16 protein-coding genes are annotated in these 15,956 nt (G+C 38.5%); 10 read left to right on the top strand and 6 right to left on the bottom strand.

Features of this window, described 5'->3' with window-relative positions; all coding sequences use genetic code 11:
• Complete coding sequence (locus CBG10_RS11185) at window positions 1–174, top strand: hypothetical protein (protein WP_179225360.1); 174 nt, start codon at window positions 1–3, stop codon at window positions 172–174.
• A 279-nt stretch (window positions 175–453) separates the two neighbouring features.
• On the opposite strand, the gene CBG10_RS05725 is transcribed toward CBG10_RS11185, so the two are convergent.
• Window positions 454–831: a DUF488 domain-containing protein gene (locus CBG10_RS05725; protein WP_438861243.1), complete on the bottom strand. Its 378-nt coding sequence runs from the start codon at window positions 829–831 to the stop codon at window positions 454–456.
• A gap of 62 nt (window positions 832–893) precedes the next feature.
• Here CBG10_RS05725 and CBG10_RS05720 point away from each other — a divergent pair, with 62 nt between their 5' ends.
• The 9 genes from CBG10_RS05720 (at window position 894) to cls (ending at window position 10,339) form a co-directional block, all read left to right on the top strand.
• Window positions 894–1,526, top strand: coding sequence for a DNA-3-methyladenine glycosylase (locus tag CBG10_RS05720; protein ID WP_094511966.1), 633 nt, complete (start codon window positions 894–896; stop codon window positions 1,524–1,526).
• 3 nt (window positions 1,527–1,529) lie between these two features.
• Complete coding sequence (locus CBG10_RS05715) at window positions 1,530–2,675, top strand: AAA family ATPase (RefSeq protein ID WP_094511964.1); 1,146 nt, start codon at window positions 1,530–1,532, stop codon at window positions 2,673–2,675.
• Entirely contained in the window at window positions 2,672–3,964 is a 1,293-nt protein-coding gene (locus CBG10_RS05710) for a vWA domain-containing protein (RefSeq protein WP_094511963.1), read from the top strand. Before CBG10_RS05715 ends, CBG10_RS05710 begins: the two co-directional genes overlap by 4 nt.
• Window positions 3,965–3,967: 3 nt before the next feature.
• Window positions 3,968–4,261 carry a hypothetical protein gene (locus CBG10_RS05705; RefSeq protein ID WP_094501499.1) on the top strand — a complete coding sequence of 98 codons (294 nt, stop codon included), beginning with the start codon at window positions 3,968–3,970 and terminating at the stop codon, window positions 4,259–4,261.
• A gap of 73 nt (window positions 4,262–4,334) precedes the next feature.
• The gene (locus tag CBG10_RS05700; protein WP_094511962.1) at window positions 4,335–6,239 is read left to right on the top strand and encodes a M13 family metallopeptidase; all 1,905 of its coding nucleotides are present in this window, start codon (window positions 4,335–4,337) and stop codon (window positions 6,237–6,239) included.
• Between the two features lie 143 nt (window positions 6,240–6,382).
• On the top strand, window positions 6,383–7,006 hold the full coding sequence (locus tag CBG10_RS05695; protein ID WP_094501503.1) for a helix-turn-helix domain-containing protein: 624 nt from the start codon (window positions 6,383–6,385) through the stop codon (window positions 7,004–7,006).
• A complete protein-coding gene (locus CBG10_RS05690) occupies window positions 7,006–7,509 on the top strand; it encodes an O-acetyl-ADP-ribose deacetylase (RefSeq protein WP_094501505.1) in 504 nt (167 codons plus the stop codon). Before CBG10_RS05695 ends, CBG10_RS05690 begins: the two co-directional genes overlap by 1 nt.
• Before the next feature lie 100 nt (window positions 7,510–7,609).
• Window positions 7,610–8,770, top strand: a complete 1,161-nt coding sequence (locus CBG10_RS05685; RefSeq protein ID WP_094511960.1) for an MFS transporter — start codon at window positions 7,610–7,612, stop codon at window positions 8,768–8,770.
• Between the two features lie 75 nt (window positions 8,771–8,845).
• Window positions 8,846–10,339: a cardiolipin synthase gene (cls, locus tag CBG10_RS05680; RefSeq protein WP_094511959.1), complete on the top strand. Its 1,494-nt coding sequence runs from the start codon at window positions 8,846–8,848 to the stop codon at window positions 10,337–10,339.
• A 216-nt stretch (window positions 10,340–10,555) separates the two neighbouring features.
• Here the strand turns inward: cls and CBG10_RS05675 are convergent, their stop codons facing one another.
• The 5 genes from CBG10_RS05675 to CBG10_RS05655 form a co-directional block, all read right to left on the bottom strand.
• The gene (locus CBG10_RS05675) at window positions 10,556–11,095 is read right to left on the bottom strand and encodes a MerR family transcriptional regulator (protein ID WP_225361470.1); all 540 of its coding nucleotides are present in this window, start codon (window positions 11,093–11,095) and stop codon (window positions 10,556–10,558) included.
• A 109-nt stretch (window positions 11,096–11,204) separates the two neighbouring features.
• A complete protein-coding gene (gene cysK, locus CBG10_RS05670; RefSeq protein ID WP_094501513.1) occupies window positions 11,205–12,128 on the bottom strand; it encodes a cysteine synthase A in 924 nt (307 codons plus the stop codon).
• Between the two features lie 5 nt (window positions 12,129–12,133).
• Window positions 12,134–12,961 (bottom strand): homoserine O-acetyltransferase/O-succinyltransferase family protein, encoded by an 828-nt coding sequence (locus CBG10_RS05665; RefSeq protein WP_019251974.1) that lies wholly within the window; start codon window positions 12,959–12,961, stop codon window positions 12,134–12,136.
• A gap of 241 nt (window positions 12,962–13,202) precedes the next feature.
• Window positions 13,203–15,131 carry an ABC transporter permease gene (locus CBG10_RS05660; RefSeq protein ID WP_094511957.1) on the bottom strand — a complete coding sequence of 643 codons (1,929 nt, stop codon included), beginning with the start codon at window positions 15,129–15,131 and terminating at the stop codon, window positions 13,203–13,205.
• Entirely contained in the window at window positions 15,131–15,886 is a 756-nt protein-coding gene (locus CBG10_RS05655; RefSeq protein ID WP_094511956.1) for an ABC transporter ATP-binding protein, read from the bottom strand. The genes CBG10_RS05660 and CBG10_RS05655 overlap by 1 nt, the downstream gene beginning before the upstream one ends.
• Between the last annotated feature and the right edge of the window lie 70 nt (window positions 15,887–15,956).

Here is a 15,956-nt window from a genome sequence, read left to right as displayed (position 1 = left end):
ATGAATGAGAATCAACAATGGGCACATGAAGAACTAACAAAATTAATGAAAAATAGCCCAACATATGAAGAGCAAGCTTTTTACCGGGCATTAGATCAGTTAATGCTTAAACAAGCACAACGCATGGTCAATGCCGCCGGTGAGCTCGATGGTCGTAGTTGGGCTGACAAATAATTGATTTAAAAATATAAAGCAGAAGTCTACCTACCACTTCAATAATAGACTTCCACCTTATCAGATAATTGTTTCAAAATGAAACTAGGGGGTTATTGGTACCCGTGATTCTAATTGCACGATTAGAAAAAGTCACTAAAAACTTATAAGGACTTTGGGAATATTGATACCTTATAACTAAGTCAGTGAAACGATGGGTACTAGAGAATTATGAATAAAATCCTCATATATTATTATAAAACAAATTATTCCTAAAAAATACAAAATTATTGATTTATATTATTTTATAGCGAGTTGTAAATCTTTTCGAAGCTTGTCAGCAAGAATAACTGCTTGATTATGTTCTTCATCTTTTGCTCCGTAAAGGAGAATAACGTTTTGGCTTGACAACTGACTTTGGACAATTGCCTTTAATGAATTATAGTAAACAGGATTGTTGGTTAATTCTGCTAGATAACGCTTTTTGAATTCTGGATAGCGAGCGACATCATGACCAAACCATTTCCGAAGCTCAGTACTGGGTCCGACTTCTTTGAGCCACTTATCAAGATGTGCATTTTCTTTTGAAATTCCGCGTGGCCAAATGCGGTCAACGAGGATGCGATAACCATCTAAATCAACAGGTTTAGTATAGATTCGTTCAATTTTTAGTTCCATCATGTCAATCTCCTTTAATTAGTGTTATGTTTAGGATAGTTCTTTTTAGGAGGAAAATAAATATGCTAACAAAATATCAACAATTTTTTACTGGACGGCCCACAGTCGAAATTGCGAAGAATCTTTTAGGGAAACTAGTAAAATACCAAACTAAAAGTGGAATCATTGGTGGTTATATTGTTGAAACAGAAGCATATTTAGGAGAAAAGGATTCTGCATCGCATGCCTTTAATGGCCGACGCACTGGCTACTCGGAATCTTTGTATGGGATGCCCGGGAATATTTACCTATACCAAATCCGTGGACATTATTGTTTTGATATTGTGGTTCAGGATGCAGAAGAGCCTCAAGGAATTTTGCTCCGCGGAATAGAACCAGCACTAAATATCGATAAAATGATCGAAAATCGGCACATGTCAGGGGTAAATATTACTAATGGTCCTGGCAAATTGGTACAGGCGCTTGGAATTCATTCACGAGATTTAGACGGGCAGCCAATGGAAACAAGTCCACTAACGGTTGATTTACATAATTATAAAATTCCTGGAGAAATCGCTATTTCTGCGCGGATTGGAGTTAATTTAAAGGGAAAAGACGGTCTAAGTCCACGCCGCTTTTATGTAAAAGGCAATCCCTATGTATCAAATGTGAAAAAACAAGACATGGATCTGGAATGTCATGGCTGGAAGGGGTAAATAATGGCACTAACTTATCAACAACTATTAACGGCAGTTCCTGTTGTTCTCGATGCGGGGAATGTTCCGAATATTGTCGGGGATGCGGGGATCGGTAAATCTGCTTTAGTTCGTGAAATTGCTGCTAATCTGAATGCGGCATTATTCACTACGGTTGTCAGTTTAAGTGAAAAAGGAGACCTTGCAATTCCAGTTCCCCCATTGACCAGTGAATCCTTTGTTGAAACGAAAAATTATGGCCGCCTTGCAAATGTACAATTCGGCTACTCTGAAACTTTAATCAGCATTATTAAGTATGCCGAGGCCCATCCTAATCAATCAATTATTTGGTTTTTAGATGAATTTAATCGCGGAACGCAAGCTGTTCAAAGTGAATTAATGAATCTGGTCCTTCAACGAAAGATTAATTCTTTGCGGTTGCCTTCCACAGTGCGGATCATTATTGCGGAGAATCCTGATTCTACGATGGCAGGCTTTACTGATCGTGAATATGGTGTTGAGACTGGGGATGCTGCAATTAAAGATCGGACAGTTCGTTTAGTGATGACGAGTTCGACGGCTGAATGGTTAAAATGGGCCAAGGCTGTTGGAATTAATAACCTTGTTTCCGCCTATCTTACGCAATACCCTGAACAGTTATTAGTTATTGATCCAAATAATGAAGATTTGGCTCCTACGCCACGTGCTTGGGAAAGGGTTTCCCGCAATCTTGACCAATTACAGGCGTTAGATCAGAGAACGCAAAAAGAACTTGCTGCTGATATATTTAGTGGTGACTTAGGTGATGAAGTAGGGGTGGCCTTTGCTCAGTTTGTCCTTGGACAGGGTCAAGAGCTTACAGTGGAAACCTTGAAAGACGCCAAAGATGGCAAGGAGCAGTTTGAAAATGCTGATGAAGCAACCAAAATTCAAGTATTACGGTCATGGCTAAGTCCTAAGCTGGCATCTGCAGAAGAGGCAACTCTATTTATTAAGTATCTCCAATTAGTTAGTGAGGATGGGCAGTATGCGATTGTTCAAACAATTGGTGAAGATTTCGTTGACCTCTTGCAAGTAATGTATGAGCAAGCCATCAAACATCCCCAAGGCTCTGTAGCGCAACTTTATCAATATTTCGCGGAGGTTGCGACGCGTGGTGATAATCGATGAGTTTAGGTGACTTCCTGGTACGGTTACATCAAAATGACGGAAGCGATAATCATGTAACGTCCGCGCAACGGATTAAGGAGGCAATTATTAGCATCCTACAAAAACAACGACTTTTTGGTGAGGTGTTGTTACAGCTTCCACGAGAGAATGATTTACAGTTACCCGCAATGATGGGATTGAGGTGGGAAGACAATCGCCTTGTACTGGTTATTAATCCAGAAAAGTTAGCGCACGTTCGTAATGATGAACTTCGAAGTTTATTAGAACATGAAGCCCTTCATCTTATCTGGATGCATCCATTACGTTATGCTTCTTATCCTCATCGAGATTTAGTCCAGATTGCAACCGATGTAGCGGTAAACCAGTACTTAACTGAGCCACCCCAGGGAACAGTAACCCTTAGCCAATTGGAGAAAGTGCTTCGTCAAAAACTAATGCCAAAATTAGATTCGCAGGATTATCTCAATATATTAGAACAGCTACCTGCTGAACAGCAAGAAAAATTACATCGGTCAGGCCTTAAATTGAATGGCAGCAAACAAAAGGAAAATGCAACGGCAGATAAAGTTAAAACAGCCGATACTCATAACGGCTGGCAGGAACCTAAGACAAGTCAGCAGGTCAGCAATCAAGTCGTACGCTTAGCGAATATTAAGCAGATTTTGAATCGTTCTTGGAAACAAACCCCGCAACGAGATCGTGGGTTATTACCGGGTAACATAAAATCACAGTTGAAAAAAACTTGCCAAACCAGAATAGTTGATTGGCGGCAGATTCTTAGGCGGCAGTTTGGATTACTTGCACGAGGACAAGTTGAGTCGCATGCTCGCTTTAATCGTCGACAGCCACTAAGAATGGATTTGCCTGGCAAAGTTACGAGATTGGATCCGGCTGTTGACATTTTTGTTGATAATTCTGGATCAGTTACCGACCAAGAAATCAGTCAAACACTAACGACGCTTGAAAAGATGCTTAAGAAAACAAAACTGACAGCTAGCGTTTACTCGTTTGATGCCCAGGTGACTGCCAAGCAAAAACTACATGATGGTAAAAAAATTGATTTTAGACGAACCGGTGGCGGGGGTACAAGTTTTCAGTGTATTTTTGACTATCTCCATCAGCACCACCTCACTAAACGTAATCGTATAATTATAATTATTACTGATGGGTGGGGAGAGGAAAGAATCAATAATTATCATTATCAAAATGTTTATTGGCTAATGATGACAAAGGCTAATCAATTATCAGTTAAAGAGCCACCGGGAAGAGTATTAGAAATGAGGGGATAATTGATGACGACAATTTTAAATCCACAGGCCATGCAAAAGGTACTTACCCATAGCAAGGAATATGAGCGAGCAATCGGTCTTCTTAATAAACGGTGGGATCCAGATGAGCAGCCGATCTTTCGAAATGTTCTCCAGTCGGCAGATGTTCAATTTGCTCGGCAGCTCCAAATTGCTGGATTGATTAAAGGAAAGCTTGACTTAAGCAGTTACCAGGAAGTAAATCAATTACTGATGCAACATGACTCATGGTTTTCAGAAAGTGCCCGGAAAACTTTATTAAGTCCTTTTATAGATTGAAGCAAATTTACATGAATTCCTAGTAAGCATAGTATAATAGTAAGTAATGTAACCTTTTAAGGAGGCCCTGCACATGGCAGTGAATAACGAATTAATTAAAGACGACTTATACGAAGCAGTGAACGGGGAATGGCTAAAGACGGCGAAGATTCCTGATGATAAGCCAGCTACTGGGGGCTTCAATGACCTCGTTGATGAGATTGACAAGCAGCTAATGGATGACTTTGATGCCTATGCAGCGGGGAAGGAAAAGTCTGATGATTCTCGGTTTAATGAGATGATTAAGCTATATCGCCTCGCTAAAAAGTTTGATTGGCGGAAGAAGGTTGGCCCACAACCGCTTAAACGGATGTTAGCAAGCGTGGAGAATCTTAATTCATATGAAGATTACCAATCTCAATGGAAGAACTGGATTTTAGCGGGGATGCCTTCACCAATTAGTTTTGATATTGACGCTGATATGAAGAATGCGACTGTTTATGCTTTGTTTGCCTCATCACCGTCGCTCATTTTACCTGATAAGAGCTACTATGAAGCAGAAAAGAAGGCTCAGCACGATCAACTACTCCAACTATGGTCTTCAATGGTGGAAGCCTTGATGGATAAGCTGGGGTATAGCAAAGAAGAAGCAAAAAAGATTATTGATGATGCAATCAAATTCGATGCCCTTCTTGCGCCAAATGTAAAGAGTGCGGAAGAAGCGGCTGATTACAGTAAGATGTATAATCCACAAACGGTTGCAGAACTAGCCAGTGCGACTGACCAACTTGATATTGCGGCAATAATTAAGCAGTTAGTTGGGGAAGAACCGGAAAAGGTAATTGTGACAGAACCGGAATACTTTAAGGCCCTGGATAAGATCTTACAAGATAACTTTGAGCTCTTTAAAAACTGGGCATTAATTCGTGTTATTCGCGAAAATGCTAGTTACCTTGATGATGAAATGCGTGAAATCAATGGACGTTATGGTCGAGCACTTTCTGGAAGCAAGAAACCAGTTAGTCAGCGTAAATTTGCGTTCTATCTAGCACGTGACATGTTTAGCCAAGTAGCTGGGGATTATTATGGGAAGAAGTACTTTGGACCACAAGCTAAGGCAGACGTGCATCACATGGTTGAGCAAATGATTAAAGTCTATAAGGGACGCTTGACCAATAATCAATGGCTTAGTAAGGATACTCGTGATAAGGCTATTCTTAAGCTTGATAAACTGGGCATTCAAGTCGGATATCCAGATAAAATTCCCGCTCTCTATGATCAATTTAAGGTTGATGAAGAGGAATCATTGATTGCAAACTTAAATCAATTAACAGTGACGGCTAATAAAGAATTATTCAGTCGTTGGAATAAACCTGTTGATCGGATGCGGTGGGAAATGAGTGCGGCCACAGTCAATGCTTACTACCACCCATTTAAGAATATCATTGTATTCCCAGCGGCAATCTTACAGGCGCCGTTCTACTCGTTGAAGCAAAGCAGCAGCCAAAATTATGGTGGAATTGGCGCAGTAATCGCTCATGAAATTTCTCACGCCTTTGACAACAACGGGTCATTATTTGATGAGTTTGGAAATCTTAATAACTGGTGGACAGATGAAGATTCTGCACACTTTAAGCAATTAGCTCAAAAGATGATTGAAGAATTTGATGGGATCCCATTTGCTGGGCAAAAGGTAAACGGGAAGCTCACGGTTTCTGAAAACATTGCTGATGCAGGAGGCCTTAGTTGTGCACTTGAAGCAGCAAAAACTGAAGCAGACTTCAATGCCCAAGAATTCTTTATTAACTGGGCAACTATTTGGCGAATGAAGGCAACTGAACAGTACATGCAATTACTGCTTTCAATTGATGTTCATGCACCGCAAAAACTGCGTGCTAATATTCAAGCAGAAAATCTCGATGACTTCTATACGGCATTTGATATTAAGCCTGGGGATGAAATGTACCGGGCGCCAGAAGATCGGGTTCATATTTGGTAAATTAATATTCGCAGAAGGTTGGAATTTTCTCCAGCCTTTTTGTTTGCTATGATTCTTAGCGTGACAAACTTCGCCTTCTTCGGTAAAGTTTAAGCATAGTTAATTTCCCGGGAAATAAATTTAATTGAAGGTAGGAGAACTTATTGAAATTTGCCGATAAAATGAAATTATATCGTCGTCAAAAAGAATGGACTCAGCAGGATGCAGCAGAACGATTATTGATCTCGCGTAAAACAATTTCTAGTTGGGAAAATGGTCGGAGTTATCCTGATATTTTTATGTTGGTTCAAATAAGTGATCTCTACCATGTTAGTTTGGATGATTTATTACGGGAGGATCATGAAATGATAAATAACTATAAAGAAGAGCACACTATGAACAAACGAGTAGATAAAATTTTTGTTCTTTGTTATTTTTTGAATATTATTGGCGCTGTAGTTATAGTACTAAAACCAATTTTACCTTTGTTAAGTAATTACTTACCAAAACCGGTATTTACGATTATTTCTTTTGTTATTGTTTCCAATTTTATTATATTAGTCAGTTATGCTGACTGGTCTAAAATAAAAAATAAGCCTGGATTTTGGATAACGTGGCTGATTATAACGCTATTAGAAGTAAGATTAACATTTCCGGTCAATGTCCCAATAAATGACAATGGAATTGGATATATCTTCGGTGCGTTAACAGGAAATGTATTGGCAGCGTTATGTTTAACTTGTATTGTCTGGCTATTTCCGCAATTTAAAGAAAGAAGGGCTAAATAATGCCGCAAATCAACGTGATCAAAGGAGATATTACCAAAATAAAAGCTGATGCAATCGTTAATGCTGCTAATACAACTTTAATGGGTGGCGGTGGTGTTGATGGTGCAATTCATCGAGCAGCTGGTCCAGCGTTATATGGCGCCTGTGAAAAATTTCATGGATGTCCAACGGGAGAAGCACGGATAACTGGCGGCTTTAACTTGCCAGCTAAGTTTATTATTCACACGCCTGGACCGATTTGGCATGGTGGTGATAATGGGGAAGATCAATTGTTAGCCAATTCTTATCACAATAGCTTACTGTTGGCTGATAAACATTTATGTCGGACGGTTGCCTTTCCTTCTATCAGTACAGGAGTGTATGCTTTCCCGCTTGAAAGGGCAGCAAAAATTGCGATTAAGACGATTAAAGATTTTCTCCCGACTGCCAATTATGTTGATCAAGTAATGATGGTTTGCTTTGATGATAAAACCTTTGCTGCTTATCAATCACAACTTTATTAAGCTAAATAGTTCAAAACTATTGGAAATCAATTGTTAAACGTTTATAATTTTCTGGATTGACTTTTTCCAGAAAATTTTTTGTTTTAAAAGGAGGTTTATTATGAAGCACACAACATTACGATCGTTCACTTTTATTCTTGTTGCATTTATGCTGGGATGTAATGAGTTTATGGTTGTGGGGGTTTTATCAGATATTGCACGGAGTTATCATGTTCCACTTTCCACAGTTGGTTTTTTGGTGACAGCTTTTGCAGGAGTCTATGCGATTAGTACGCCAATTATTACTACCTTAACTAGCAATTGGAATCGATATAAGCTTCTTATGCTATTAATGACCGTCTTTTTTATTGGTAATACTTTAACTGCAATAGCACCAACACTTGGCTGGCTCCTATTTGCGCGAATTATTACTGCTGCCGTCGCTGGAACCATTATTTCATTAATTAACTTGTTAGTTAGTATAATTACACCAATGGACAAGCGGCCAATGGTTTTAGCGTGGGTCGGTGCAGGTTTTAGTATTGCATCGGTCATCGGAGTTCCACTTGGTACAACAATTGCTACGTTACTTTCATGGCATGATAGTTTTTGGATCATTTCGGGATTAACATTAATTGTGTTTGCATTGTTAGTCTGGCTTACTCCTCGTGATACACCTCAAGTTAAAGGGAGCATTTTAGAACAGTTAGCGTTATTAAAAGATCACCGTGTTTTATTAGGAATTGGAATCACGGTGGCTGTTTTAAGCCTCCAGTATACTTTCTATACTTATGTTCGGCCGCTAATTACTACTGTGATGGGCTTTAGCTTAACTAGTCTAAATTGGCTGCTGCTTCTTTTAGGGGTAATGAGTATTATTGGTAACGAAATTGCTGGAATCGTTGCGAGTCACAATGGGGTTCAGAAACTGCCGATTGTCTTTATTCTCATGACAATCTTAAGTCTTGTTCTTGCGATTGCATTAGGAAATAAGATTACAGGAATGCTTGTTCTAGCAGCTCTTTGTGTCGTTGTAATTATATATGGAACAACTATTCAACTGGTATTTATTAGTGTGGCAGAAAAAGAATATCCGCAGTCATTAGCTTTAGCAACATCATTAATTTCAATTTTTGCTAATGTTGGGATTTCACTTGGATCCTTTACGGCTTCGACGACTGTTAACTTTGCTAATTTAACGATGCTTGGCTATGTAGGTGCAGTGTACGGACTTTTAGCGATCGGCTTATCTCTAGTTCTTCGTCGTTTTTACCGAAAATAATCTCTGAACCTGCTGAAAAGTAAGCAAATAATGGCTATAATGAATCAGTAATACTACTAGGGAGATTATTAAATTATGGATATTGTTTGGACATGGGATGTTGTTCGCCGCATTATTGAAGTCCTATGGTTAATTAACATTGCTTTTGCAGTATGGACTGTTTTTCGTAGTCGTCGGGATATTGCATCAACTTGGGCCTGGCTATTAGTCTTAACTATTTTGCCAGTAGTTGGATTTATCCTGTATCTTTTTGTGGGACGACAATTATCCCATGATGAGATATTCAGTATCCAAGATGAACAAAAACAACTACGGACCAAATATCTTGAAAAGCAACGAAAGCTAAGTGAAGAACATGAATTAATGCCAAAGGGAAGCCGGTTGTCGCGTGATCGCCAGTTGGTTAACCTTTTTTTGAGTTTGAATGATTCAGTAGTAACCTTTAATAATAAAGTTCACGTATTTATTGATGGGAAAAAGAAGTTTGATAAGTTAATTGATGATATAAATCATGCAACTGATCATGTATATATTGAATACTATTCCTTTTATGCTGATAATCTAGGGAAGCGAGTGTTGGTAGCCTTAGAAAATGCAGCTGCACGGGGAGTAAAAGTCCGTGTTCTCTATGACTTAAGTGGGTCTCATGGGACTACTTTCAAATTTTTTAAGCATTTAGAAGAGTTGGGTGGAGAAGCACAAGCATTTATTGCTGCTGCCAAAGCTTATTTTCAAACGCCACGGTTAAACTATCATCTTCACCGTAAACTGGCTATTATCGATGGCAAGATTGGTTACATTGGTGGATTCAATATCGGTGATCAATACCTTGGCGAAGATCCTAAGTTTGGTTATTGGCGTGATACCCACCTCCGTGTCGTCGGACAAGCAACGATGATGATGACGGTGCGGTTTGCGATGGACTGGAATACAACCTGTCGGAAAACTCATAAAAAGAAAATTGACCTTGAAAAAGAATTTAAGAATTTTGAACTGGTTGCACCAGATGGCGATCAAGATGAGGTTCCAATGCAAATCGTATCTTCTGGACCGGATAATGAAAATTATTCAATTCGACGGGGATATGAATCAATTATTAGCTCAGCACGAAAATATGTTTATATTCAATCGCCCTACCTTATTCCAGAAGATTCAGTGCTGGAAGCATTAGTAATTGCCGCAAGAAGTGGAATTGACGTACGAATTATGATCCCATGCATGCCCGATCACCCATTTGTTTATCGGGCAACGGAATATTATGCTAAATACTTAGTGAATAATGGGGTAAAAGTTTACAAGTACAATAATGGTTTCATCCATTCAAAAACGATGGTTAGTGGGAGCAACATTGCTTCTGTTGGTTCGGCAAATACGGATTACCGTAGTTTTAGACTTAATTTTGAAGTCAATGCATTCGCGTACAATGAAAAACTAACAGCGCAATTAAAGCAAGACTTTGAAAATGATATGAAAAAGAGTACGTTACTTACGCCTGAGTATTTTGCTAATCAATCAAAGTGGCAGAAATTCAAGCAATACTTCTCGCGCTTGCTTTCACCAATATTATAAAATATAAAATGACCAAGGTTCAGCAACTGTGCGACCTTAGTCATTTTTTGTTAATAATAGTCTTCAATACAATAGTTTTTTTGATGACAGTTGTCACACGTAAGGTATCTCGTATTAGGAGTGTGGTGTGCAAAGAGCCACTTACTAAGCGATACCCTAAACTGATGAGAACAATGAGGACAAATATAGCAAGTATGATGATAATAATTTATGGTACTATACCAAACTAATATAACAGTAATAAGGAGACCTAGCAGGCCCCATAGTAAATTCTTTTGGTAAAAAAGAAAGTAAAGAATGCTCCCCCCAAAGAATGAAGTCGATAGTGATACCAATAAGAAGCAATTTAATTCGTAGCTGTTTTAACTTTTTTGTATTTTTGATCTTATCAAAAATACTTTGACTAATATTTCCTGGGAAATCAGAATGTTTATTCAAAAAAGTTTCTAATTGAGATAAACTTGCTAATTGTTCTGAAGCATCTTTAATTTCCTGCTTGATTTTTCTTCGTTGGTTAACAATTAGGCTTTTTAGGGTATTATTGCCAGTGTCATTAATAATCTGTTGAATATCTTTTAAGCTGAATCCTAGTTGTTTATAAATTAGAATTTCTTGAAGTTGTTTAAGGTCTTGATCATTATAATGGCGCAATCCGTTTTCAGTTCGTTTAGCATGAAGCAACCCACGGCGGTCATAATATTGGATTGTTCTGATTGAAACATTACATTTTTTTGCTAATTGACCCGTTGTATACATGCTATTCCCTCCTTTCATACTAGTAAGTGTAGCTAATAACGTAAGGTCGCGGTCAATAGAAAAAAGGAAAGAGACTAAAAATATCTTAGTCTCTTTCCTTTTTTAATTTTTAATAATTAAATAATTCTGTTGAAAGGTAACGGTCACCGCCATCAGGAGCAACAGTAATAACTTGCTTACCCTTACCAAGCTTTTTAGCAACTTCAATCGCACCTTTGATATTAGCACCAGCCGAGATACCAACAAGAATTCCTTCTTGATGCCCGACTTCACGTGCCGTTGCAATAGCGTCATCGCTCTTAACTTCAAGGATCTCATCGTAAACATTAGTATCAAGAACTTTCGGAACAAAGCCAGCACTGATACCTTGAATCTTATGCTTGCCACCTTTTCCTTCTTTTAATACTGGAGATTCTACTGGTTCAAGAGCATAAATTTGAACATTAGGATCAGCTTTTTTCAATGCATGACCAACCCCAGTAAGTGTTCCTCCAGTACCAACACCAGCAACAAATGCGTCAGGAATATCATCGCCAAATGCTTCAAGAATTTCTTTTCCTGTAGTTTCTTCATGAATTACTGGATTTGCTGGATTATCAAATTGCATTGGCATAAAGTAACCTTTTTCCTTACCTAGTTCTTCTGCTTTTGCAATTGCACCTTTCATTCCGTCGGCACCGGGAGTAAGAATAAGTTCGGCCCCATAACCTTGCATGAGTTTCCGGCGTTCAACACTCATTGTTTCTGGCATGGTGATGACAAGATGGTATCCCTTGGCAGCGGCAACCATTGCTAACCCAACGCCAGTGTTTCCAGAGGTTGGTTCGACAATGGTGCCACCTGCTTGTAATTTACCAGCTTTTTCCGCTTCTTCAATCATGGCAAGGGCAATCCGATCCTTAATTGAACCACCAGGATTAAAGAATTCAAGTTTTACATAAACGTCTGCTGCATCTTCAGGAACAACGCGATTTAATTTAACAATCGGAGTATTACCGATTAAATTTACGATTGAATTAGTGATTTTCGTCATATTAATTACTCCTTTACAAATTGTTGTGTAACTATGTGGTCCGCAACTGAATGAAGCCAATTATCAAAGAATACTCGTTGAGTAGTTGCCCAGCTAAATTCAGGATCTTTCATATGAAGCGGATCGCGAAAGTAGTTTTGCGGCTTGATGTACTCAACGCCAGGATAAGCATTCCGTTCTCGTAAGTATTCCTTTAAAAGGGCGTCCTTTCCGTATTCAAGATGGGAGAAGAGAAAGTATTGGTTCTTTTCTCGAGCACGAAACGAGAATAAGAGATTATTTTTGGTCACAGCATTAATAACTAATCGTGGATCTTTCATAATCTTGTCAATATCAAGTTCGGCATAGCGAGCATGAGGAGCAAGAAAGCCATCAGGTAATCCTTTTAAAAGGGGATCTTGCGCGCGCAAATAATTGTGGAAGACGCCAAAAATTTTTTCAGGTAATTGAAATTTTGGAATATCATAAAGGTAGTTAGCAGCGGCCATTGCTCCCCAGCAGATGTAAAGTTGCGGTATGTTATTGGCAACTAATACGTCAATTAGTTGATGAATCTCATCAAGATAAGTAATTTCTCCAAATGAGAGCTGTTCGATCGGTGCGCCGGTGATAATAAAAGCATCCATTGTGGCAACTTGTTTTAAATCTAAAGGCTGGGAAATCTCTTGAACAAGGTTAGGGACAGGGCGAGACATATAATGCATTTGGGGATAAAAGTATTGTACATCTACATTGTAGGGCCCCTCAGAAAGTACTTTTGTAAATCGCAGTTGAGTATCTACTTTGTCATGCATTAAGTTAAGAATTCCTATTCTTAATGGAGTTGCCGTCATGAAATCACCTCAATATAATTTGAACCAAACTAAAAGCTGTCACTAAACAATAACATAGGTTAATCTCGCCTAAATAAGGGCAGTTTAATCTGTCGTGAGTCGTTTAGCAACAGCTTGTAATTTTTTCTATGATGGTGGTGTTAATAAAAATCATGAGCGACATCTCCTCATTTTATCGGCCGTACTTATTTATAGTAATTAAAGTGTAACCGTTAAAATAAGAAATGTCAATTTATAGTACTTAACCTTGCTCAACGATTTTACGGTACATCCTGGTGGTAAATCCGTAAATAGCAAAGTAAAGGCATAGGAGGACAAGAGTGATTGAGACAGCAATTATTGCCATCAATCGAACATTATAGAAATTAAATTGAATTAGAATTTGCCGAATTGCAGGGATCGCAAAGCAAAGATTAGTTATTGCACCAACGATTGGCAACATAAAGACCATCAGTACTTGACTGTGAATACTCTTGGTTGTTTCTTTCTCGCTTAAACCAACTTGTTGCATAGTTTTAAAGCGATATTGATCTTCATAACCTTCAGTAATTTGTTTAAAGTAAATTACAACAGTTGTCGTGATTCCCAGGGCAAAGCTAATAAGAATTCCTAAAAAGACGATTCCGCCATAGAGACTGGTCAATTGACTGCGAAGGTTTGTCCGGGAAGAATATGCTTGGTTTGGCAAGTGGAGCTGGTATTGAAGATCATTTTCAAAATTAAGATGGGCTTTCTTACTGCCATTTAAGTGATAATTAATTCCTGTAAAGTTAATTGTGGCAGTATTGGCTGGAAGTTTATTTGTGATTATAAAGATTGGTGAGTAGATAGCGTGACTTGGATTAAAGTAGTAGTTAAAGTTATAGATAGGAGTAGCTTGATATTTTTGTGAACCAATCTGTAAAGCACCACGATGCTCTTTAGCAGGGGAATAAATCAAAGCCTTATTTGCTGCTAATTTAATATGTTTATCTGCAATCCGATTATAAGTTGCAGTTGACATGGTAATGACTGTATTGGTAGTTTGATTAGTCATCTTCTCTAAATTGCCCTGGTTGATGAAACGATTATTTTCCCAGTAGCCATATTGCGGAGTGCTCGTTGTAAAACTAACGGGCTTATTAAGGTGAGCATGGTGTTTTTTGGCAACAGAATTGATGGTCGATTCTTGTTGGGCAGTGAGTTTCTGTGAGGTGATAATTGTAAGGTCGCATGGGGCAAAAGAATTAACCGTATCATTAATGCCGGCATACATAGTTAAGGATGTAAATAAAATTACAAGAACAGAACTGCATAGTAAACAGATCGTTGCAAGACTAGCACCATTTTGTTCCATCCGTTGCAGCATGCCAGAAACCGCAATAAAGTGGCGAGGGCGATAGTAATACCCTTTGTTTTTTTGTAGGAGTTTGAGGACAATGATGCTACCAGCAATAAAAATGAGGTATGTTCCAATCACAACTAAAAAGACGGCAGTCATGAATGTTGTTAAAGCGGATATTCGCGGCTTAACCGTAATTGTAAGATAATAGGCGTAGGCAAGAACTGCAACACCCAAAAGTCCGGCAAAAGTAAAGAGCTTACCATGATGCGCGATTTTAGTTTGTTGGGGATGCCATAATTCATTTGGATTTAGCCGGAATAGTTTGATCAGATCAATGACCATTAAAATTAAGAAAAAGCCACCAATGATGACGATTGTATTTATCACAGCGCCCCATTCAATACAAGGTTGGGATAAATGATCGATTTGCAAGAGATGAGCAAAACCAAGAAAAGCGAGTCGATCAAAAATAACCCCAAATAAAATCCCAAGGAAAAGGCTAATTACTAAAAGATAGCACTTTTCAATGACGGTTAACACTTGTAAGTTACGTCTCGTCATCCCCAGCATACTATAAAGGCCCATTTCTTGTTGACGCTGTTGCCATAAGAAGCGGTTGACATAGATCATAAACGCAAGTGTTACAAGGATAATAAAAGTTGATCCTGTCTGCATTAATGCCTTAGTAACCGCCGCGCTTGGTAAATCTTTAAGACTGCGATTAATTTCAACTGCCTTAAAAATATAGTTAATAGCGACTAGCATTGTCATTGATATAAGGTAAGGGACGTAAACTTTAAGATTACGCTTAAAACTCGAATTAATCAGTTTGAAAAAGAGCATCATTATTCACCGCCATTCGTTAAGGCCATCATTGTCTGGCTAATTTGTTGTTGGTAGTCTTTAAGTAAAAGATCACCACGATAGAGTTCATGATAGATTCGTCCATCCTTAATGAAGAGTGTACGTTTAGCATGACTAGCAGCCGCGGCACTATGCGTAACCATAATAATTGTTTGGCCGTTAGCATTAACTTCATCAAAGAGTTCAAGAATTTCGTTACTGGTATTCGAATCTAAAGCTCCAGTAGGTTCGTCAGCGAGAAGGAGGTCAGGGTGGGTAATTAACGCCCGAGCAATCGCAATTCTTTGTTGCTGGCCTCCAGAAATTTCACTGGGAAAACGATCAATAATTTTATTAATACGTAAGCGATCAATTAAGGGCTTGATCCGTTCTTCCATTGTTGCTACTGGAGTTTTTGCTAGAACAAGTGGTAGATAGATGTTATCGCGATTTGAGAGACTGTCAAGTAAGTTGAAATGCTGGAAAACAAAACCGAGATGTTCCCGCCGATAACGAGCTGCATCGTCTTTGGAAAGCTGCCGGAGATCTTGACCATTAAGGATTGCCTGTCCGTTGGTTGCTTGTTCTAAGGTTGCAATTATATTTAATAAGGTACTTTTACCAGCACCAGATTCTCCCATAATTGCAACATACTCTCCCTCTTCAACTTTAAAGGTAATATCTTTTAAGGCCATTACTGGATTAGCGGAGTTAGGATTATAGACGCGTTGAACGTGTTGAAGGTTTAATAATGTCATAGTAATTTTCCTTTCTGGTAGAGAACTAATTTTGATTATGTCTTAATTATAAAAAGGTTCTGTGCAACTT

Source organism: Limosilactobacillus reuteri (genome assembly GCF_002254085.1).
GTDB lineage: Bacteria > Bacillota > Bacilli > Lactobacillales > Lactobacillaceae > Limosilactobacillus > Limosilactobacillus reuteri_K.
Note: the sequence above shows the minus strand (reverse complement) of the source record. Positions and strands in the feature narration are given on the sequence as shown.